This window comes from Streptantibioticus ferralitis (assembly GCF_029223525.1).
Classification (GTDB): Bacteria; Actinomycetota; Actinomycetes; order Streptomycetales; family Streptomycetaceae; genus Streptantibioticus_A; species Streptantibioticus_A ferralitis.
Genome location: NZ_JARHTQ010000006.1, coordinates 281677 through 300596, shown reverse-complemented (window position 1 = coordinate 300596; position 18920 = coordinate 281677). Strand labels below are relative to the sequence as shown.

General features: G+C 70.9%; 17 protein-coding genes and 4 pseudogenes. 12 read left to right on the top strand and 9 right to left on the bottom strand.

The window, feature by feature from the left end; genetic code table 11:
• Positions 1–145 precede the first annotated feature (145 nt).
• The 3 genes and pseudogenes from P2L57_RS12370 to P2L57_RS12360 all read right to left on the bottom strand — a co-directional run.
• Positions 146–292, bottom strand: a pseudogene (locus P2L57_RS12370) (pyridoxamine 5'-phosphate oxidase family protein); the annotation flags it as partial.
• A 67-nt stretch (positions 293–359) separates the two neighbouring features.
• A complete protein-coding gene (locus P2L57_RS12365) occupies positions 360–770 on the bottom strand; it encodes a VOC family protein (RefSeq protein WP_275812722.1) in 411 nt (136 codons plus the stop codon).
• A gap of 5 nt (positions 771–775) precedes the next feature.
• Positions 776–1255: pseudogene (locus tag P2L57_RS12360) on the bottom strand (helix-turn-helix transcriptional regulator).
• Between the two features lie 116 nt (positions 1256–1371).
• On the opposite strand from P2L57_RS12360, the pseudogene P2L57_RS12355 reads away from it, so the two are divergent.
• A pseudogene (locus P2L57_RS12355) lies at positions 1372–1493 on the top strand (DNA cytosine methyltransferase); the annotation flags it as partial.
• A 9-nt stretch (positions 1494–1502) separates the two neighbouring features.
• Here P2L57_RS12355 and P2L57_RS12350 read toward each other — a convergent pair.
• From P2L57_RS12350 to P2L57_RS12340, 3 genes are all read right to left on the bottom strand, one after another.
• Positions 1503–2612, bottom strand: coding sequence for a winged helix DNA-binding domain-containing protein (locus P2L57_RS12350; protein ID WP_275812718.1), 1110 nt, complete (start codon positions 2610–2612; stop codon positions 1503–1505).
• The gene (locus P2L57_RS12345; RefSeq protein WP_372515687.1) at positions 2609–2878 is read right to left on the bottom strand and encodes a hypothetical protein; all 270 of its coding nucleotides are present in this window, start codon (positions 2876–2878) and stop codon (positions 2609–2611) included. The genes P2L57_RS12350 and P2L57_RS12345 overlap by 4 nt, the downstream gene beginning before the upstream one ends.
• A gap of 212 nt (positions 2879–3090) precedes the next feature.
• On the bottom strand, positions 3091–3516 hold the full coding sequence (locus P2L57_RS12340; protein ID WP_275812716.1) for a VOC family protein: 426 nt from the start codon (positions 3514–3516) through the stop codon (positions 3091–3093).
• Between the two features lie 229 nt (positions 3517–3745).
• Here P2L57_RS12340 and P2L57_RS12335 point away from each other — a divergent pair, with 229 nt between their 5' ends.
• Complete coding sequence (locus P2L57_RS12335) at positions 3746–4762, top strand: helix-turn-helix transcriptional regulator (protein ID WP_275812713.1); 1017 nt, start codon at positions 3746–3748, stop codon at positions 4760–4762.
• Positions 4763–5106: 344 nt separating this feature from the next.
• Here P2L57_RS12335 and P2L57_RS12330 read toward each other — a convergent pair whose 3' ends face one another.
• Positions 5107–6018 carry a right-handed parallel beta-helix repeat-containing protein gene (locus P2L57_RS12330; protein WP_275812710.1) on the bottom strand — a complete coding sequence of 304 codons (912 nt, stop codon included), beginning with the start codon at positions 6016–6018 and terminating at the stop codon, positions 5107–5109.
• Positions 6019–6757: 739 nt separating this feature from the next.
• On the opposite strand from P2L57_RS12330, the gene P2L57_RS12325 reads away from it, so the two are divergent.
• Together P2L57_RS12325 and P2L57_RS12320 are read left to right on the top strand one after the other, a co-directional pair.
• Positions 6758–7180 carry a DUF779 domain-containing protein gene (locus P2L57_RS12325; protein ID WP_275812707.1) on the top strand — a complete coding sequence of 141 codons (423 nt, stop codon included), beginning with the start codon at positions 6758–6760 and terminating at the stop codon, positions 7178–7180.
• Positions 7181–7500: 320 nt separating this feature from the next.
• Positions 7501–7716, top strand: coding sequence for a proteinase inhibitor I78 (locus tag P2L57_RS12320; RefSeq protein ID WP_275812704.1), 216 nt, complete (start codon positions 7501–7503; stop codon positions 7714–7716).
• A gap of 121 nt (positions 7717–7837) precedes the next feature.
• Here the strand turns inward: P2L57_RS12320 and P2L57_RS12315 are convergent, their stop codons facing one another.
• Complete coding sequence (locus tag P2L57_RS12315) at positions 7838–8878, bottom strand: phosphatase PAP2 family protein (protein ID WP_275812701.1); 1041 nt, start codon at positions 8876–8878, stop codon at positions 7838–7840.
• A 558-nt stretch (positions 8879–9436) separates the two neighbouring features.
• Between P2L57_RS12315 and P2L57_RS12310 the strand changes: the two genes are divergently transcribed.
• Both P2L57_RS12310 and P2L57_RS12305 read left to right on the top strand, forming a co-directional pair.
• Positions 9437–11080, top strand: a complete 1644-nt coding sequence (locus P2L57_RS12310; protein WP_275812699.1) for an MFS transporter — start codon at positions 9437–9439, stop codon at positions 11078–11080.
• A 59-nt stretch (positions 11081–11139) separates the two neighbouring features.
• Positions 11140–12327 carry an acyl-CoA dehydrogenase family protein gene (locus P2L57_RS12305; RefSeq protein ID WP_275812696.1) on the top strand — a complete coding sequence of 396 codons (1188 nt, stop codon included), beginning with the start codon at positions 11140–11142 and terminating at the stop codon, positions 12325–12327.
• A gap of 255 nt (positions 12328–12582) precedes the next feature.
• On the opposite strand, the gene P2L57_RS12300 is transcribed toward P2L57_RS12305, so the two are convergent.
• On the bottom strand, positions 12583–13026 hold the full coding sequence (locus P2L57_RS12300; protein ID WP_275812693.1) for a cell division protein SepF: 444 nt from the start codon (positions 13024–13026) through the stop codon (positions 12583–12585).
• A gap of 42 nt (positions 13027–13068) precedes the next feature.
• Here P2L57_RS12300 and P2L57_RS12295 point away from each other — a divergent pair, with 42 nt between their 5' ends.
• From P2L57_RS12295 to P2L57_RS12270, 6 genes and pseudogenes are all read left to right on the top strand, one after another.
• Positions 13069–13218 carry a hypothetical protein gene (locus tag P2L57_RS12295; RefSeq protein WP_275812690.1) on the top strand — a complete coding sequence of 50 codons (150 nt, stop codon included), beginning with the start codon at positions 13069–13071 and terminating at the stop codon, positions 13216–13218.
• 260 nt (positions 13219–13478) lie between these two features.
• The gene (locus P2L57_RS12290; protein ID WP_275812688.1) at positions 13479–14720 is read left to right on the top strand and encodes a DUF5685 family protein; all 1242 of its coding nucleotides are present in this window, start codon (positions 13479–13481) and stop codon (positions 14718–14720) included.
• Between the two features lie 138 nt (positions 14721–14858).
• Positions 14859–15139 (top strand): annotated as a pseudogene (locus P2L57_RS12285) (hypothetical protein); the annotation flags it as partial.
• 241 nt (positions 15140–15380) lie between these two features.
• The gene (locus P2L57_RS12280) at positions 15381–16472 is read left to right on the top strand and encodes a S1 family peptidase (RefSeq protein WP_275812685.1); all 1092 of its coding nucleotides are present in this window, start codon (positions 15381–15383) and stop codon (positions 16470–16472) included.
• 233 nt (positions 16473–16705) lie between these two features.
• Positions 16706–17656, top strand: a complete 951-nt coding sequence (locus tag P2L57_RS12275) for a helix-turn-helix transcriptional regulator (protein WP_275812682.1) — start codon at positions 16706–16708, stop codon at positions 17654–17656.
• 85 nt (positions 17657–17741) lie between these two features.
• Entirely contained in the window at positions 17742–18761 is a 1020-nt protein-coding gene (locus tag P2L57_RS12270; RefSeq protein ID WP_275812680.1) for a slipin family protein, read from the top strand.
• Positions 18762–18920: the final 159 nt, after the last annotated feature.

The window sequence follows — 18920 nt, the reverse complement described above, 5'->3', positions numbered from 1 at the left end:
TCGATCTGACCGGCTTCGAGCGTAACGGCTGGTTGTCGTTCGTCGGCGCGGTCGCGACAACGGTCGCTGTCTCCCTGCTCGACGGTGTCGGTCTGGGCGGCTGGAGCCTCCGGCACCCGGCCACTCGGCGCGACCGGCCGAGGCGTCAGGCCGACCAGCGGCCGTCGCGGATCAGCTCGCGGTCGGGCATCTCGTTCACCTCGCGCCAAGCCTGGATGCGGCGCGGGGAGATGCGGAACCAGCGGTGCGGTGCCGTCCGCCGAGGCCTGACGGTGGCCACCCGGCGGTCGCCACCGGCGTCGTGGGCCGGCTCCTTCACGGTCCGTCCGTGCAGGTCATGGCTGCGATGGCCGGACGGCTCAGCGGAGCTCGTTGATGCGGATCAGGTTGCCCGAGGGATCGCGGAAGGCGCAGTCGCGAACCCCGTACGGCTGCTCGGTCGGCTCCTGGACGACCTCGGTGCCGCTGGCCTGCAGCCGCGCGAAGGTGCCGTCGAGGTCGGTGGTGGCCAGGATGATGCGGGCATAGGTGCCCTTGGCCATCATCTCGGCGATGGTGCGGCGCTCGTCGTCGGTGATGCCGGGGCCGGCGGTCGGCGGCTCCAGGACGATGGACGTGCCGGGCTGGTCGGCGGGGCCGACCGTGATCCAGCGCATCCCGCCGTTTCCGACGTCGTTGCGGACCTCGAAGCCGAGGGTGTCGCGATAGAAGGACAGGGATGCGTCCGGGTCGTTGTGCGGCAGGAAGGTCGCGTGAATGGTGATGTCCATGGCGGTCACGCTAGCTGCGGCTCCGTGACCGGTGCTTCTCGATTCCTGATCGGTCTGGTCACCTGTTTCGCGACGCATGACGGCATCTCCGCCGTCGCGCGCGCCGCGTGGCGCCGGTAGGTGCTGGAGGGCACACCGACCAGTTCGGTGAAGCGAGTGCTGAAGGTGCCCAGCGACGAGCAGCCGACCGCGAAACAGACCTCGGTGACACTGAGGTCGCCACGACGCAGCAGCGCCATCGCGCGCTCGACGCGCCGCGTCATGAGGTGGCCGTATGGCGCTCACCGTAGGCGAGCAGCCGTACGGCGCTCACCGTAGGCGAGCCGGAACTGGCGGCTGAGGTGCCCGGCCGACATGTTCCCACCCCGGGCGAGCGCCTCGACGTCCAGCGGTTGCGCATACTCCCGGTCGATCCGGTCGCGGACGCGGCGCAGCCGCGCGAGGTCGCGCAGATGCCGCGCCGCGGCGGCGGGTCTGCTGGTCACCTGCGAGATCGTGCCGTATCGCAAGGATCAGCGGTCGAGCGCTGACGCGGAGCGCCGGCCCGGAACCACGCGACCGCAACACACGTTTCAACGCAGCTACGCGCCCCTGGACACTCCTGGACCTGTTCGCGGGACCGGGCGGCTGGAGCCACGCCCTGACTCTTCTCGGGGTATGGGACGTCGGGTTGGAAAGTGGGCCTGCAAAACCCGCGCCGCGGCAGGCCGGTTGAGTTCGCGGGAGTGTCGCTCAGTCGGGAGACGCGGCGATGTGTACGCGGTGGCTGTCGTTGTCGGAGAGGAACGACGCCAGCGCCCGCCCCTGCTCGGCGACGGTGCTGCGGTCGGCTCGGGAGAAGCGGCGCAGCGGGGTGACCATCACGGTGTCGGCCTCGACGACCCAGGTCGCGGCGACGCGGCCGTCGACCAGGACGACGCGAGCGCCGGCAACCGACAGGCCGCGGTGGGCGTCGTCGATGATCCGGCTGCGGTCGTGGTAGCCGAGGATCGCGTTGTCGAACGCCGGCAGGAACCGCACCGGGGCCGGTGTGTCGGGGTCGGGGCGCGGCGCGTCGGGAAGGTCCAGCAGTTCCCGGCCGCGCTCGTCGCGGAAGGTGACCAACTCCTCTCGTATCGCCGCGACCGCCGCCGGCAAACCGGCCAGGCCGCACCAGGCGCGCAGGTCGGCCGAGGCGGCGGGACCGAACGCGGCCAGATAGCGCCGTACCAGCGCTTCGCCGACCGGATCGGAGCCGTCCGGGGCCGGCGGGTCGATCTCGCGCCTCAGCCAGGAGCGGAGCAGGACGTTGCGTACTCCCGCCTTCGTGCGCCACAGCCCGCGCGGCGGCAGCTGTGCCATCGGGATGAGGGCGGCGATCAGCATTTCGCCCAGTGCCCGCGGCCCCGGCGCCGGCCAGCGGTCGGCGAGCACACGCGTGAGTTCGGTCATCGAGCGGGGCTCGTCGTCGGCCATGACCGCCCTGCCCGCCGCGGCGAGTTCGTCGAGATCCACCCCGTCGAGTTCGCGGCGGTAGGTCCCGAGCACCCGTTGCCGCAGCATGGTGTCGTGGCGGGCCCGCCAGGCCAGCGTGTCCTCGGCGGTGAGCAGATGAACAGTGCGGCGCATGAGGTGGGTCCGCACCACGCGCCGCCGGATCAGCAGGTCCGAGAGCACCGTCGGGTCGAACGCGCGTAGCCGCGACCAGAGTCCGACGAACGGTTCCTGCGGTTCCTGTGCTTGCAGGCCGCCGAGGTGCGCGACGGCGTCGAGGACCGGTAGGTCGGTGTGGTCGAGCAGCAACTGCCGGGCGAGCGTCGCGCGGTTGAGCGCCCGGGCGTCGAGAACGGTCGTCGGGGTCATGCCGCGACGCGCCCGTCGGCCGATCGCCGCCGTAGCGCCGCTCGTGTGAGGACCGGCGGGGTGCAGGACACGTCGAGCGGTCCGACGTCGGTTCCGGGCGCCACGATCTGGTCGATCCGGTCGAGGACCCCGTCGTCGAGAGGGGTCGCGGCGCCGGCCAGGAGGTCCTCCAGGTGCACCATGGTGCGGGGCCCGATGATGGCCGAGGGGACGCCGGGGTGGGTGATGGCGAAGGCCATCGCGAGGCCCAGCGCGCGCGTCTTCACTGCTACGTCCCTGCCTTCGAGTTGCGTCTTGGTCTGGTAGGAGCTGGCAGCGCCGTGGCGGAACGCGGGCTGCCGGCTCCGCCGGGCTCGCTCCTGGCCGGATGGACCAACTCCCGCGTGCCGGCCGCCGGCTGGCGGACCGCCACCGTTGCTGAACGCCGTCGTCGGAGCGTCGGCCGGGTGGCGGATGCCCGCCACCCGGGCTTTGGCGGTCAGGACGCGTTGTATTCGCTGACGACGTCCACGACCCAGGTGACGCCGAACCGGTCCTTCAGCATTCCGTAGAGGGGCGCCCACTGCGCGGGTCCCAGCGGCTGCAGGACGGTCGCACCGTCGGAGAGCCCCTCCCAGTACGCGGTGACCTCCTCGGTCGTTTCGCCGCGGAGCGAAACGAAGAACGCGTTCTCACCCTGGTTCCACGGCATGTGCGAGGGCACGTCGTAGGCCATCACGCGAAAACCGCTGCCAGCGGCCACCTGACCCCACATCACCTGGTCCGCCGCGGACGGGTCCTGGACGTTTCCGGCGTCCTTGTACGTGACCATGGCAACGTCCCCGCCGAAGACGGACTGGTAGAACGTGAGTGCCGTGCGGGCGTCGCCTCGGAAGTTCAGGTGGGTCACAGCGTTGACGGACATGGTTGGCTCCTTGCCTCTCGATTCATCTTGTCCGGGCGGTCTTACGCATCTCGGTCCGACGGCCCACGAAGCGTGTCGACCGCAGGGCCGGTCCGCCGTGACAGCGGAGGCTTGCTACGCCCGCAGCCGATGACGATCACGAAGGTCGGCTTGCTTGGCCCTGCTCAGTGACCACAGTCGCAGGAGAAGCGGCCAGGTTGTGGCCGCTTCTTGGGGCAATATCGGGGTCATGCAGAAGACTTCAGGGCGACTGCTGTCGTTGCTCTCGCTGCTCCAGGCGCGCCGGGACTGGCCGGGGGCGCTGCTGGCCGAGCGGCTGGACATCAGCCCGCGCACCGTGCGCCGCGATGTCGACCGCCTGCGCGAACTCGGCTACCCCATCGTGGCGACCAAGGGCCCCGACGGCGGGTATCGGCTCGACGCCGGCACGGAACTGCCCCCGCTGCTCTTCGACGACGAGCAGGCCGTCGCCCTCGCCGTCGCACTCCAGATCGCCGTCACCACCGGCGCCGGCATCGAGGAAGCCGCGGCGCGCGCGCTGAACACCGTCCGGCAGGTCATGCCCGCACGACTGCGCCGCCGCATCGACACCCTCCAGGTCACCGCCGTCGAGCGGCCCGCGATCCGGCCGGACCCGCGGGTCGACAGCAGCGTGCTCATGGCACTAAGCGCCGCCGTCCACGCCCGCGAAGTGCTGCGCTTCGACTACACCCCCGCATCCCCACCGGGAGCCGATCAGGACAGCACCGAAACTCCGCCGCGCCGGGTGCAGCCCCACCACCTCGTCACCTGGGGCGGACGCTGGTACCTCGTCGCCTGGGACCTCGACCGCGAGGACTGGCGCACTTTCCGCGCGGACCGGATCGCCCCGCGTACCCCCACGGGGCCCCGCTTCACCCCGCGCGAACTGCCCGGACGTGAGGTGGCCGCCTTCGTCGCCAGCAGGTTCCAGGGCTCCGACGGCTCGGGCGGCTGGCCCTGCCGCGGTGAGGTGATCCTCGCCTTGCCCGCCGCCGTCGTGTCCCAATACACCCGCGACGGAGTCGTCGAGGAACTCGGCCCGGACCGCTGCCGGCTCGTCCTGGGTTCCTGGTCATGGCCCGGCCTGGCCGCCACCATCGGCAGGTTCGACGCCGACATCGAGGTCGTCGGGCCGACCGAGCTCAAGGACGCCTTCGCGCGCCTGGCCCACCGCTACGCCAACGCCGCGACCGACGCACCCGCCACGCCGCCCCCGATCCAATGAGCCAAGCACACGTCGGCCACGATTCGGGGCGGTTGGTCAGCGCGAAGATCTGAGGCGGTGCGGCCGGAGTGCACCAGCAAGGGGCAAAGACGACCAGTAGCCGCTGGCAGTCGTGGAGCTGGCTCAGGCGGCGGGGGCCGGGAACTGTAGCGCGGGCCTCGGGCGCTGTAGTGGGCCGAGTAGTGCGTCCGCCCGTTCACTTCCAGCTTTGGCGGCGGAGGGTCGGGTACGGCGACACAGGGCTGCAAACGGCGATCCGGCCGAGCCGGTTCCTGCGGGGAGTCCAGTTTTCGGGTGCTCGGACTGGCCGTGTTGCCGTAGGGCCGCGTCCGCCGGGTTGCCGGCTAGCCCTTGCAGCGGCGGACGCTGCCGGGCGGAGCGCAGTTTTCCGGGCGGTTGTCGCGCACCTTGGAGTGATCCAGCCTCACCTTGCCGCTGTTGAAGATGCCACCGCCGGAGCCGGGGCCGCCGTCCGCGGTGTTGTGCGCGACTTTGGAGGAGCGACGGAGCGTCAAAGTGCCGCCGTTGGAGATGCCTCCGCCCTGGTTCGTCGCCCGGTTGTGGCGTACCCGGGACCGGTCCAGTTCCGCCGTACCGTCGTTGACGATGCCGCCACCATTCGGTGCGGTGTTCTCACTCACTGTGGAGCGGATCAGCGTCGCCGTGCCCTTGTCGTTGACGATGCCGCCGCCACCCGCGCCCGCGGTGTTGTGACTCACCTTGGAGTTCTTCACCGTGAGGGTGGCGCTGTTGAAGATGCCACCGCCGACGCCGCCGGGGGCACTGTTGCCCTTCACCGTGGAGTCGTTCAGCCTCAGAAAGCCCTCGTTGCGGATGCCGCCGCCGATGCCACCGCTGGCGGTGGTGCCGTGGGTGATCATCAGGTTGGTCAGCCGAACCCGGGGCACTGGGGAGCCTGGAGTAGCTCGGATGACCGTGACGGTGCTGCCGGTGTGGTTGCCGTCGAGGACGGCGCGCTCTCGGCCGATGAGAGTCAGGTCTTTGGTGATTCTGAAGGGCCCGACGCAAGTCCCCTTCACCAGCAGTCTCGCCCCCTTCGGAGCGCTGGCGATCGCGATCCGCAGGTCACCCGGGTCGCGGTCGCAATCCACCTTGGCCTTGACACGGTGAGTATCGTGCCCGCCGGACACCGCCGGGGTCACCCCGACCAGGCCGACCGCCCCCGCCGCCGTCGCCGCCACGATGACCGCGGGCGTCCACCGGCGCCGCTCCGCCTGGGCTGTGCGTACGGGCATTTCGCCTCTCCTTCGCCGTGCGCAGGGGCAGGCCCTACGACCGCTTCCGCTGTCGTTCTTCTGCAAGGGGACTGAGCGCTCCTGCCCGGGAGAAGCGATGCCCCGGGTGGACAGCCAACGCGCCGGAGATGGCCGGTATGTCCCTCGAACGGCCGGGAATCGTTGACCGGTACGGCCCATGGGCGATGGGGCGATGGGGCGATGGGGAGATGGGGCGACGGGGCGACGGCGGGCGGGCCGGAGCGGAGCGAAGAAAAGAGCGTCGGCCCGGGTGGCAGCCGGACAGCGCGCACGGCGAGCCGCGGCGGGCCGTGCGGCCGCCCCTGACGAGTGCCGAGTTCACGTAGCCAACGGAACGCCAACGTGCGGTGGAAGGTTGGCTACCAGCAGAGCCGCTGCTTCCTCTGGGGTGCCGGCCTCGCCGAGGAGTCGGCCGTAGGCCGCGCGGTCGGCCGCGACGTCCGGCGGGAGTGAGGTTCACATGAGAGAGGTACGCCCGTGGTCTGGCGGGAGCCGGTGCTTGGGGAGCAGCCTTGCTTGGTGCGGCGGGAGGACGGTGCTGGCGTGTCGTGATGACCGGTCGCTTGAGCATGATCCGGGCCGGGCGCGGGCCCGCGCCGTGGTGGGGAAGCGCCGGTGTGTGCCTACTGCGCGAGTCAAGGGAGGGATCGCACGTGGATCGACAAAGGGCCATGAACCCACTGGTGAGCTGCGCCCCGCAGGGCCTCGGGCCGTTCTGATGGGTGCGGTGCGTGCGTGCCGGGTCGCGTGCACCGAGGAGGCGGCGCAGTTGCTGTGCCGTCTCGCGGAGTCGCATGGCCCGTTGATGTTCCACCAGTCGGGCGGCTGCTGCGACGGCAGTTCGCCGATGTGCTACCCGGCGGGGGAGTTCCTCGTCGGGGACGCCGATGTGCGCCTCGGGGATCTCGAGGTGCCCGGGATGGATCCGGTGCCGGTCTGGATGGCGCGGGACCAGTTCGCGTACTGGAGCCATACGCATCTGACGATCGACGTGGTGCCGGGGCGTGGCAGCGGGTTCTCGTTGGAGGCACCCACCGGCCGCCGCTTCCTGATCCGGTCGCGGCTGCTCACCGACGAGGAGCTCGCCGCGCTTGGCGTGGAGGCCCGCCCTGGGCTCTCCGACGGGCGGTCCGCATTGTGAACACGTGAACAGCGAGGGGGTGATGTGGAGGAATTGTGGGTTCCGTTCCGGGGGTTCCGCTTGTCGTTATGAATTAACCCCGCCGGCAGTCCGTGAATAGCGGATCCGGGTGTTGGGGCGGCCTTCCGGATAATCACGCTGGCGGGTGCACCGGATGATTCTCGGAAGGCGCGGCGGCGGTTTCTCCCGAGGGGAATTGCGCGGTGCGCGAGTGACACGCCGACGGCAAACACCGCGGCGCGCACTGTGACAGAAGCGTGACGATGCACCGGGAACCGTCCCTCGGACGCGGTCGGGCGGGATGTCGTACGGTGGCGGACATGGCCCCCCTGCCGACACCCGATCGGGTCCCTGATGACAACCTCGATCAGTACGTTGGCATGACCGCCGAGGAGGCCGGGCGGACCGCCGCCGAGCGTGGCTGGACGACGGTGCGGCCGCTGCCGCCGGACGCGGTGATCACCATGGAGTACCTCGCCGGGCGGCTGAACTTCACCGTCCAGGACGGCGTCGTCACCCGCTGCTGGGCGGGCTGAGCCGGGGAACGACCCACGGGCCCGCGAGGCTGAGCCGGGAACGGCCGACGGCCCGCGGGGGAGTTGTGCGTACCGCTCCCGCGGGCCGTCGACGGCTCTGGCGTGCTGTTGTCGTGCTGGGTCAGCCCTGGGCGCCCCGGCCGCGGTGCGCGGTCTGTACGGGCGGTACCGGGCGGGTGGACCGCTCACCGTGCGGCAGGCGGCGGTTGCCGGGCGGCGGGACCGTCGGGCGTTCATGGCGTGCGGTGTGGCCGCGCAGGCCGTGATGCGCCCCGCGGGAAGCCACCGCGGCGGACGCCGGTCGGGCCGGGGCGCCCGCGCCGACCGGCTGCAGCACCGGGGCGTCGTCCGCGGCGCCGCGCGGCGGGATGAGGCCGGAGCCGGCCGCGATGGGCGAGACCGTGACGGGCGTGAGCGCCCAACGGGAGCGCAGCTGGGCCCACTTCACCAGCAGCCACTCCTCGGCGCGGCTGATCATCGGCTCGCACCAGGGCAGCGCGAACAGCACCAGCAGTCCCGCGCACCAGCCGCTGAGCACATCGGTCACCCAGTGCGTACCGAGGTAGATCGTGGTCATGCCCACAGCCAGCGAGAGCACCGCGCTGACCACCGAGAGCACTCGCCGGGCCCGCGGAGTGGTGGCCAGGTACGCGAGGATTCCCCAGGTCACCACCGCGTTGGCGGTGTGGCCAGAGGGGAATATATCGCCGCCCTGGAAGAGTTCCGCGGAGCCGATGGTGGTGGCGTAGTGCGGCCCGAGCCGCCCCAGGCCGTACTTGACCGCGCCCACCGTGATGTTGAGCAGCAGCAGCGCGGTGCCGAGCACCAGCAGCGGACGCAGCGTGCGGTGCTTCCAGGTGCGCCAGGCCAGCCAGGCCGCGACCATCACCGCCGTCGGGCCGCGCTGTCCGAGGACCACGAAGTAGTCGAGGAACGCGTGGAATTGGGGCCACTGCTTGTACGGCCGGAACAGCATCACCTGCCAGTCCAGCCGCACCAGCCAGGATGATCCGAGTACGGCTGCGACTATGGCCGCGTAGGCCACCGTGGTGGTGCCGAACAGCACGCGGCGTGTTCGGCTCATCCCCGGGACCTCGCGGTCGCTCGGTCGCTCCTGCTCTAGCTGTTGCGCCGAGTGGGCGACGATTCGGTCGGTACGCACACAATCGACGTTACAGCGTGTGACGGGTATGGCTGGCCGAACGGGCCTTTTTGTGATGACGATGTGATGTGGCAACAGTCACGCGATGTCATGCAGCTCACATTTTCCACTTGCTCTGGGTGCTGCCGTGGCGCTGCGCCCGGAGCGGTGTTCTCCATTTCTGTTCGGTATTTCTTCGGGGGAATCACGGAATTGGTGTGGGTGTTTTTCCGGGGGCCGACGGCATCTGACGGCCTTTCAGGTTTAACCGGGGCGTGTCCTCCGTTTCATGATCGAGAACTCGGGCAGGCCAACGCCAGGTCAACGTGGGGGGACCGCCGTGCGACTCACGGGTGTGACCGCGGCCACTTGCCGCGAGCGCGTCTGGCCTGGCGGGAACCCGAGGGTCGGATGGGGAAAGCGGGGCCGGACCGCATGGCGGGCCGCCGGACTCGCGTAACCTGGCGGCTCACCCGCCCCATTTCGCCGGGTACCCGGAGCCGCTGCCCACCGCCGGGGCCGCGGGCGCCGCCCGGCGCCGCCCGCGGGGCGCGAGCGAACACCAGTGGAGGTGCATGGATGACGGGGACGACCACGGCCGGCACCCCGACGCCGACGGCCGCCGTCCCGCAGGCCAGAAGTCCGCAACCCGGTACCGGAGGGGACCTCGGTCCCGCCAACCGCTGGACGATCCTGGCCGTGCTCTGCGTCAGCCTGCTGCTCGTCGCGCTCGACGCGACCGTGCTGCATGTCGCGATCCCCTCACTCACCGCGGATCTGCGTCCCGGCGCGATAGAGCTGCTGTGGATCGTCGACGCCTATCCGCTCGCCGCCGCCTCCCTCCTCATCCTGTTCGGCACGCTCGGCGACCGCGTGGGACGCCGACGCGTCCTGCTGCTGGGGTACGGACTGTTCGCCGCCGCCTCCGCGGTCGCGGCACTGGCCACCACCCCGGCCGTCCTGATCATGGCCCGTGCGCTGCTGGGCGTTGGCGGGGCCATGATCATGCCGGCCACGCTGTCGATCCTGCGGCAGGTCTTCCCCGACCGTAAGGAGCGCGCGCTCGCCATCGGGCTGTGGAGCGCGCTCGCCGCGGTGGGCGCGGCGGTGGGGCCGGTGCTCGGCGGCTTCCTGGTGGAACGCTTCTGGTGGGGCTCGGTCTTCCTGATCAACATTCCACTGATGGCGGTGATCTGGCCGATCGCACGCCGTCTGCTGCCGGAGTCCACCGGCGAGCGCGACGGGCCGTGGGATGTGCTCGGCGCCGGGATGGCCGCGCTGGGCATCCTCGGGGTCATCCTCGGCGTCAAGCGGCTCGGCGGCGGCGCGGTGCCGTACCAACCCGTGGTGGTCGTTCCGCTGGCGGTGGGCGCGGTTCTGCTCTGGCTGTTCGTGCGCCGTCAACGCAGGATGCGGCATCCACTGGTCGACATGGGGATGTTCGCCCGGCCCGCGTTCAGCACATCGGTCGGCTGCATCGTGCTGGCGATGCTGGCGCTCGTCGGACTCGAACTGATCGCCGTCCAGTACCTGCAGCTCGTGCTCGGCCTGGAGCCCATGGAGACCGGGCTGCGGCTGCTTCCGCTCACCTTCGCCGCCATGGCGGCCGGACTGGCCGGATCGCGCATACTGCACCGTCTGGGCCCGCGGATGATGGTCTGCCTCGGCTTCGCCCTCACCGCCTTCGCCGTGCTGGCACTGACCGCCATGGGACAGCACGACCGCCCCTGGCTGCTCACCGCCGGATTCGTCACGCTCGGCTTCGGGCTGGAGACCACGCTGTTCGGTGCGTACGAATCCATGCTCAGCGAAGCCCCGGCCGCCCAGGCGGGCGGGGCCGCGGCGATCGGCGAGACCTCCTACCAACTCGGCGCCGGGATGGGCATCGCGCTGCTCGGCAGCGTGATGAACGCCGGATACGCCCCCGGCGTCAGCGGCATCCCGGGCGTCCCGGCCGCCGCGGGAGCCGAGGCGGGGCACTCGCTCGGCGAGGCCTACGAGGTGGCCGACCGGATCGGCGGCGCCACCGGCGAGGCCCTGCGCACCGCCGCCCGCGGCTCCTTCGTCCACGGGCTGCACCTCACCCTGGTCACCAGCGCCGCACTGCTGCTGCTCGGCGCGATCGCCGCGCTCCGGCTCCCGCGCACCGTCGAGGCGCCGGCCCGCGCGCAGTCCGAGGGCGCCGACCTTGAGGGTCTTTACGGCGAGCGGACGCGGCCGTAGCGTCAGCGGCGACCAGGAAAGATCGATCAGCGACGATCGACCGCCCCAAGGAGCCGTCCATGAGTGGCAGCGCGCTGCCGTCATTCGACCCGTCCGATCCGCTCGGTCTCGACGAGCTGCTGAGCGACGAGGACCTCGCGGTACGGGACACGGTGCGCCGATGGGCCGCAGACCGGGTGCTGCCGCGGATCGCCGAGTGGTACGAGCGCGGCGAACTGCCCGGCATCCGCGAGCTCGCCCGGGAACTCGGTGCGCTCGGTGCGCTCGGCATGTCCCTGACGGGTTATGGGTGCGCCGGCGCCTCCGCCGTCCAGTACGGCCTCGCCTGCCTGGAGTTGGAGGCGGCCGACTCCGGGATCCGCTCGCTGGTCTCCGTCCAGGGGTCGCTGGCGATGTACGCGATCCACCGCTTCGGTTCCGAGGAACAGAAGCAGGAGTGGCTGCCGCGGATGGCGGCAGGCGAGGTGATCGGCTGCTTCGGTCTGACCGAGCCCGACCACGGCTCCGACCCGGCGGGCATGACCACCTACGCCAAACGCGACGGCACCGACTGGGTGCTGACCGGTCGCAAGATGTGGATCACCAACGGCTCGGTGGCCGGCGTCGCGGTGGTCTGGGCCCGTACCGACGACGGTATCCGGGGCTTCGTCGTCCCCACCGACGCCCCCGGCTTCTCGGCGCCGGAGATCAGGCACAAGTGGAGCCTGCGCGCCTCGGTCACCAGCGAACTGGTCATGGACGACGTACGGTTGCCCGCCGACGCCGTGCTACCCGAGGTGACCGGGCTGCGCGGTCCGCTGAGCTGTCTGAGCCACGCCCGCTACGGCATCGTCTGGGGCTCGATGGGCGCGGCCCGCAGTTGCTTCGAGGCGGCGCTCGACTACGCCAAGTCCCGTGAGCAGTTCGGCCGTCCGATCGGCGCCTTCCAGCTCACCCAGGCCAAGCTCGCCGACATGGCCGTCGAACTGCACAAGGGCATCCTGCTCGCCCACCACCTCGGGCGGCGGATGGACGCCGGGCGGCTGCGCCCGGAACAGGTCAGCTTCGGCAAGCTCAACAACGTGCGGGAAGCGATCGAGATCTGCCGCACGGCACGCACGATCCTGGGCGCCAACGGCATCTCGCTGGAGTACCCGGTGATGCGCCACGCCACGAACCTGGAGAGCGTCCTGACCTACGAGGGCACGGTGGAGATGCACCAACTGGTCCTGGGCAAGGCCCTCACGTCCCTCGACGCGTTCCGCTAGGCCCGCGGGGGCTTCCTCGTCCGGGGGCAGTCGCCCGGAACCCTTCGGGGTGGGGGCGACAGTCTGTCGCCGCCGCGACGCCGAGTAGTACGGGCGGCCTGGACCGGCGGCGCCGAACCGGCCGCGACCCGACGAGGCCCCGTGGACAGGGCCGCGGTACGGGAGCGCCCGCCGCCTCCCGTCGGGCGGGGCGGTGCGGGGCTCCGGGACAGACCCCGTGCCGGCAACCGGGGGCAGGCCCGCTGGCCTGCCCCCTCAGCTCTGGTTGAAGAAGCTGTCCGAGCCACGGCCGCCCGCGGCGCCGTTGACCACCGTGTAGTCCGCGGGGGTCAACAGGAACACCCGGGTTGCCACCCGTTCGATGGAACCGCGCAGCCCGAAGGTCAGTCCGGCCGCGAAGTCCACCACGCGCTTTGCGTCGGCCGATTCCATGGCGGTGAGGTTGACGATGACCGGCACGCCCTCCCGGAACAGCTCGCCGATCCCGCGCGCGTCCCGGAAGCCGTCCGGGGTGACCGTGGCGATCCGCTGGCCGTGGTCCTCGGCGCTCTCCGCGGCAACCCGCACCCGTGGGTCGGTGACCCACTCGCTGGACTGGGGACCCTCCGCGTAGTCCGTGTACTCCTCGTCGTAGTAGCGCTCGTCGTCGCTTTCGTCGACGAGTCCAAGCCATGCGCTGGCCTTTCGTACCGAACCCATGGACGCCTCCTCTCGCGTGCGGTCCGTAACGTCCGCCCTCCTATGGTCGTCCATGATGCGGATGATGCGCCAAGTGGAAAGCCGCCGTACTGGGGATTCGTGACGGTTCTGGTGCAACAGCAGCACATGGCGATGCGTCAGGTAGTCATGGAAATGCGGAAGGTGACGGTGTGCGAGAAAAAGTCCCGCTGAGCTTCACGGGAGGGTGACGGCGCGCGTCCGTACGGCTCACGAGCCGCCGTTCATCCGTAACAGCTTGGCGGTTCACTTCCCCCGTCGAACCCGGTTCACTCCCGTGTGCGCCGACGTTCCGGGTGGCCGGTAGCATGACGGGCCGATCACGACCGGCGACGACCGATCGTGACTGTTCACGATCAAAAATGCGCGCTTGTTGGGCATCGCTCGTTGGGCGCTGCCTGTTCCGCGCCGCTTGTCTGAACGATGGGGGAGAGTTGTTCGGGATCATCCGACCGTGCCGACACCGGCTGTCCGAAGGCCTTGCCACCTCATGGATGGCCCACCTGTGCGGCCTGTGCCTCGCACTGCGCGACGATCACGGCCAGTTGGCCCGGGTCGCCACCAACTACGACGGGCTGATCATCTCCGTCCTGGTCGAGGCGCAGTCGCAGCACTCGGGTGACTGGCGGCGTACGGCCGGACCCTGCCCGCTCCGCGGTATGCGCACCGCGCCGGTGGCCAAGGGCGAGGGCGCGCGACTCGCCGCCGCGGTCTCCCTCGTGCTGGCCTCGGCGAAGGTACGGGACCACATCGCCGACCGCGACGGAATGCTGGGCCGTCGTCCGGTGGCCGCCGCGGCGCGCCGGGTGGCGGGTAGCTGGGACCGCAAGGGCGCGTCCGTCGGCGCCGGAATCGGCTTCGACACCGCGGTGCTGGTCGACGCGGTGGACCGGCAGACCGGGATCGAGGCGCTGGCCGGCCCCGGCACCTCGCTGCTCACGGTCACCGAGCCGACCGAGACGGCGACGGCCGCCGCCTTCGAACACACCGCGGTGCTCGCCGGACGGCCGGGGAACCGCGCACCGCTCGCCGAGGCGGGCCGGCTCTTCGGCAGGCTCGCGCATCTGCTGGACGCCGTCGAGGACTTGACAGCAGATCAGAAATCCGGCGCCTGGAATCCGCTGACCGCCACCGGGACCAGCCTCGCCGAAGCGCGCCGACTGTGCGATGACGCGGTGCACGGGGTGCGACTCGCGCTGCGCGAGGTGGAGTTCACCGACGCCAAGCTCGCGCATGTGCTGCTCGTCCACGAGTTGCCCAGGTCGGTGGACCGGGCGTTCGGGACGCAGGGGCACATCTGCGAGACCCGCCCGGTCGAGGGCTCCTACCCGCCGCCAGGCAACCCGTACAACTCGCCGCACCAGAACCCGTACGGCAACCCGCACGGCAACCCGTACCAGAATCCCTACGCGCCGGGCGGGCCCGGTGGTGGGTTTCCGCCGCCCGAGCCGCCGCGCCGCCACAACTGGTTCGTCGGCTGCGCGATATGGACCGGGCTGTGCTGCACGTGCCAGTTGTGTTGCCGAGACCCCTACCACGACCCGTGGACCGGGCAGCCGCGGCACGGTTGGTGCCGCAACTGTGATTGCGACTGCTGCGATGCTTGTGAGCGCTGCGAGTGTTGCGAATGCCTGGAGTGCTGCCAGTGTCTTGAGTGCTGCAGCGGGTGTAGCTGACAGCGAGTGTGAAGGCGTGCGAGGCGTCCGGTGGCAGCCGACGGCGGACCTGTGGGATGCCCGGAACATGGGCGGACCAAGGGGGATCGGGCCGTCTGCGCGGGCGGCTACCAGGTCAGCGGCAAGACGAGGCGCGAGGGGCGCGCCGCCTGGAACGTGGTGACCTCCTCCGATGCGTTCACCGGTGAGTACTTCCGGCGCGGCGGATATCTCAACCGTGCGGACCGCCGCACGGCACGCTGGAGGCGGGCCGCGCCGACTACTGCGACGTCAAGCGGCGCCTGGCGCGGTACGGGCGGCGGCCGGACGACCTGAAGATCATGCCCGGAGTGACCTTCGCGTTCGGCGGCACCGACGCGGAGGCGGCGCAGAAGGCGGCGCAGAAGGCGGCCGAGATCCGGCGTCAACAGGATCTGCCCGTTCCCGCCGCCCGGCAGCACCTTGCCGTTCGTGGTCGAGGGGGGAGAAGGCGGTCATCCGCCGCTGAGCCGACCGCTGATTTTGCGTCATATAGGGCGGCTCTGGGTGAAGTTGGGCCTCGGGCGGTGCCCATTTCGGGCGGGCGGACATGAGGTGACGTGTCCGAAAAGGCTCCCTTGTGTGGGAGTTGGGCCGCCCGGATACTCCGCGACAGCGCTCTCCACCGCACAGGAGGCATGAGTGAGGATCAAGCGCAGCGTCCAAGACCGCCGCACCGTCCACCACCGCCCCCGACTCGAAAGACGCGTCCTCGTCACGGCCGTCACCTGCGGACTCCTGGCCGCCGGAGTGATCGCCCTACCCACCGCGAACACCGCCGACACCACCCCCGAGGCCTCGGCCATACCGGCCTCCGTGGCCGCCCTCGCCAACACGCTCGGCAGCGCCGCGACCGCCGGCTCGTACTACGACACCGCTGACAAAGCCACCGTCGTCAACGTCACCTCCGACGCCGCCGCTCGTTCGGTACGAGCCACCGGCGCCCTGCCCCGGCTGGTCAGACACAGCGCCGCACAACTGGACGCGGTGGGGTCGCACATGCGGTCCCTCGACATCCCGGGCACCGCCTGGGCCCAGGATCCGGTGCGCGACCAACTCGTGGTCAGCGCCGACCGTACGGTGAACCCCGCGCAGCTCGCCGCGCTGCGTGCCACCGCCACCCGGTACGGCGACGCGGTCCGGGTGGAGCGGGTCGACGGGCGTTTCGACCGGCTGCTCTCCGGCGGCGACGCCATCTACGGCGGCGGCTACCGCTGCTCTGTGGGCTTCAACGTCCACAAGGGCGGCACGCGCTACTTCCTCACCGCGGGCCACTGCGGCCAGGTCGCCGCCAACTGGTACGCCGACCCCGGGCAGGCCAAGTCGGTCGGCTCCACCGTGGACTACACCTTCCCGGGCCGGGACTACGCCCTGGTGCGATACGCCAACTCCATGCTGTCCCACCGGAGTTCGGCCGAAGGCCAGACCGTCACCAGGTCCGCCGACGCGTACGTCGGTGAACCGGTCACGCGACGGGGCAGTACCAGTGGCGTCCACAGCGGTCGGGTCACCGGGCTGAACGCCACCGTCGACTACGGCAACGGCGATGTCGTCTCCGGGCTCATCCAGACCAACGTCTGCGCCGAGCCCGGCGACAGCGGCGGCGCCCTCTACTCCGGTGACACCGCGGTGGGGCTGACGTCCGGTGGCAGCGGCAACTGCCTGCTGGGCGGTACGACCTTCTACCAACCGGTCACCGAAGCGCTCTACCACTACGGGGTGAGCATCGGCTGACCGCCGCCGGTCCCTCCGCATGGGCCCATGCGGAGGGACCTCGCGGTCGGCGGGCCGGTCGTCGCGGCGGTGGAGTCCGCTCGCCGCCGCGATGGCGGGTGACCAAGGCGGCGCGGACCAGCGGTCGTCCGACTGGCGCGCGCCTGTGGTGAGGAACGCGCGCCTGTGGTGAGGAAGAGGTCCAGGACCTTGGGGGCGGTGCCGGCGGAACGCCGGATGACAGCATGGGGCCCATGCTGGAGACCTCGGCCCGACTGTTGCGACTGCTGTCCCTGCTGCAGACCCGGCGTGACTGGACGGGGCCGGAGCTCGCGGAGCGGCTGGGCGTGACCGCGCGGACGGTGCGCAGGGACGTGGAACGGCTGCGCGGACTCGGATACCCGGTGCACGCCACCTCGGGCACGGCGGGCGGTTACCGGCTCGGTGCCGGAGCGGAGCTTCCCCCGCTGCTGCTCGACGACGAGGAGGCGGTGGCGGTGGCGCTCTGCCTGCGGCTGGGCGCGGGTGGCACGGTGGCCGGGATCGAGGAGACCTCGCTGCGGGCGCTGGCCAAGCTGGAGCAGGTGCTGCCGTCCCGGCTACGGCACCGAGTGCAGGCGACCCGGGCGGTCGCGGTCTCGCCGGACCTCTCCGGGCCGAGCGTCGACCAGGAGGTGCTGACCGCCATCGGCGTCGCCTGCCGCGATCACGAGCGGCTCCGCTTCGACTACCGAAGCCACCAGGGCGCCGCCAGCCGCCGGGTGGTCGAGCCGTACCGCCTGGTCCAGCACGCCCGGCGCTGGTATCTGCTCGGCTGGGACGTCGACCGCGCCGACTGGCGGACCTTCCGCGCCGACCGCATCGAGCCCAAGGCGCCGACCGGCCCGCGATTCACACCGCGCAAGCCCCCTGTGGACGCGGCGGCGTACGTGGCGCGCGGGGTGACCTCGGCCGCGTACCGCTACCAGGCGGTGGTGACGCTGCGCGCCCCGGTGCAGACCGTCGCCCGTTACACCTCCTCGGGCTTCGCCACCGTCGAGGCGGTCGACGAGCAGACATGCGTGCTGCGTACCGGATTCGACTCGCTGGACGCGCTCGCCGTCTACATCGGGCTGTTCGGCGTGGACTTCGAGGTCCATCAGCCACCGGAGCTCGCGGCCCGACTACGGGAGGTAGCCGACCGGTTGCGCCGTGCGTCCCGCTGACGGCTGTGGCCGCGAGGCGTACCGTGAGGTAAGAGGACATCTCACGATGCCCGCGGTGTGCTGATGGCGACGGCAGGGGGCCGTGATGGTCGTGGACTTGGTGTCGGCGGTGCTGGCTTTCGGCGTGGTGTACTTCCTGGCGGGCGCCCGTGTTGTCCAGCAGTTCGAGCGCGGGGTGCTGTTCCGGCTCGGACATGCGCAGGAGAAGTTGCGCGGTCCTGGATTCACCATGATCGTGCCGATCATCGACCGGCTGCGCAAGGTCAATCTGCAGATCGTGACGATGCCCATCCCGGCCCAGGAGGGCATCACCCGGGACAACGTGACGGTGCGGGTCGACGCGGTGGTGTACTTCAAGGTCGTCCATCCCGCCGACGCCATCATCCAGGTCGAGGACTACCGCTTCGCGGTGCTTCAGGTGGCGCAGACCTCGCTGCGGTCGATCATCGGCAAGAGCGATCTGGACGATCTGCTCTCCAACCGGGAGAAGCTCAACGAGGGCCTGGCGCTGATGATCGACAGCCCGGCGCTCGGCTGGGGCATCCAGATCGACCGGGTGGAGATCAAGGACGTCTCGCTGCCCGAGACGATGAAGCGGTCGATGGCCCGGCAGGCCGAGGCGGCCCGGGACCGGCGGGCCCGCGTGATCAACGCGGACGCGGAACTGCAGGCGTCGAAGAAGCTCGCGCAGGCGGCCGCGGTGATGGGCGCCCAACCGGCCGCGCTCCAACTGCGGCTGCTGCAGACGGTGACGGCGGTCGCCGCCGAGAAGAACTCCACGCTGGTGCTGCCCTTCCCGGTGGAGTTGCTGCGCTTCCTTGAGCGGTCAGCGCAGAACCCGCAGCTCGATGCCGCTCCCGCGGAGACTGCCGCGGCGTCCGCCCCGGCATCGGCCGGGCCGCCCGTGATGACGCCCGAGCGGTCCGCCGCGGATGAGATCACCGGTGAACCGCCCGGTGTGGAACCGTCTGCGGAGGCGCCCCACGTCGAGCTGTCAGATGGTGAACTGCCGGAGGACGAGCTGCCCGAGGTCCGGTTCAGCGATGGCGAACCCGGTGTCGGATCCGTCGCCGAGGACGGGAAGTCGGACCCGGTAGCCGATTAGTGACCGTTAACCGGACGCGATCGGCGGTAACAGGACAGCGCTTACTCTCACATGATTCTCACAGCTTCTTCATAGGTGGCCGGTTCGCGGTAGTCGGGGTGGGGCTTTCGCGCGCCTAAATCGGGCGCCAGGGGCGAACGGTGCATCCAAGGCGGGGGA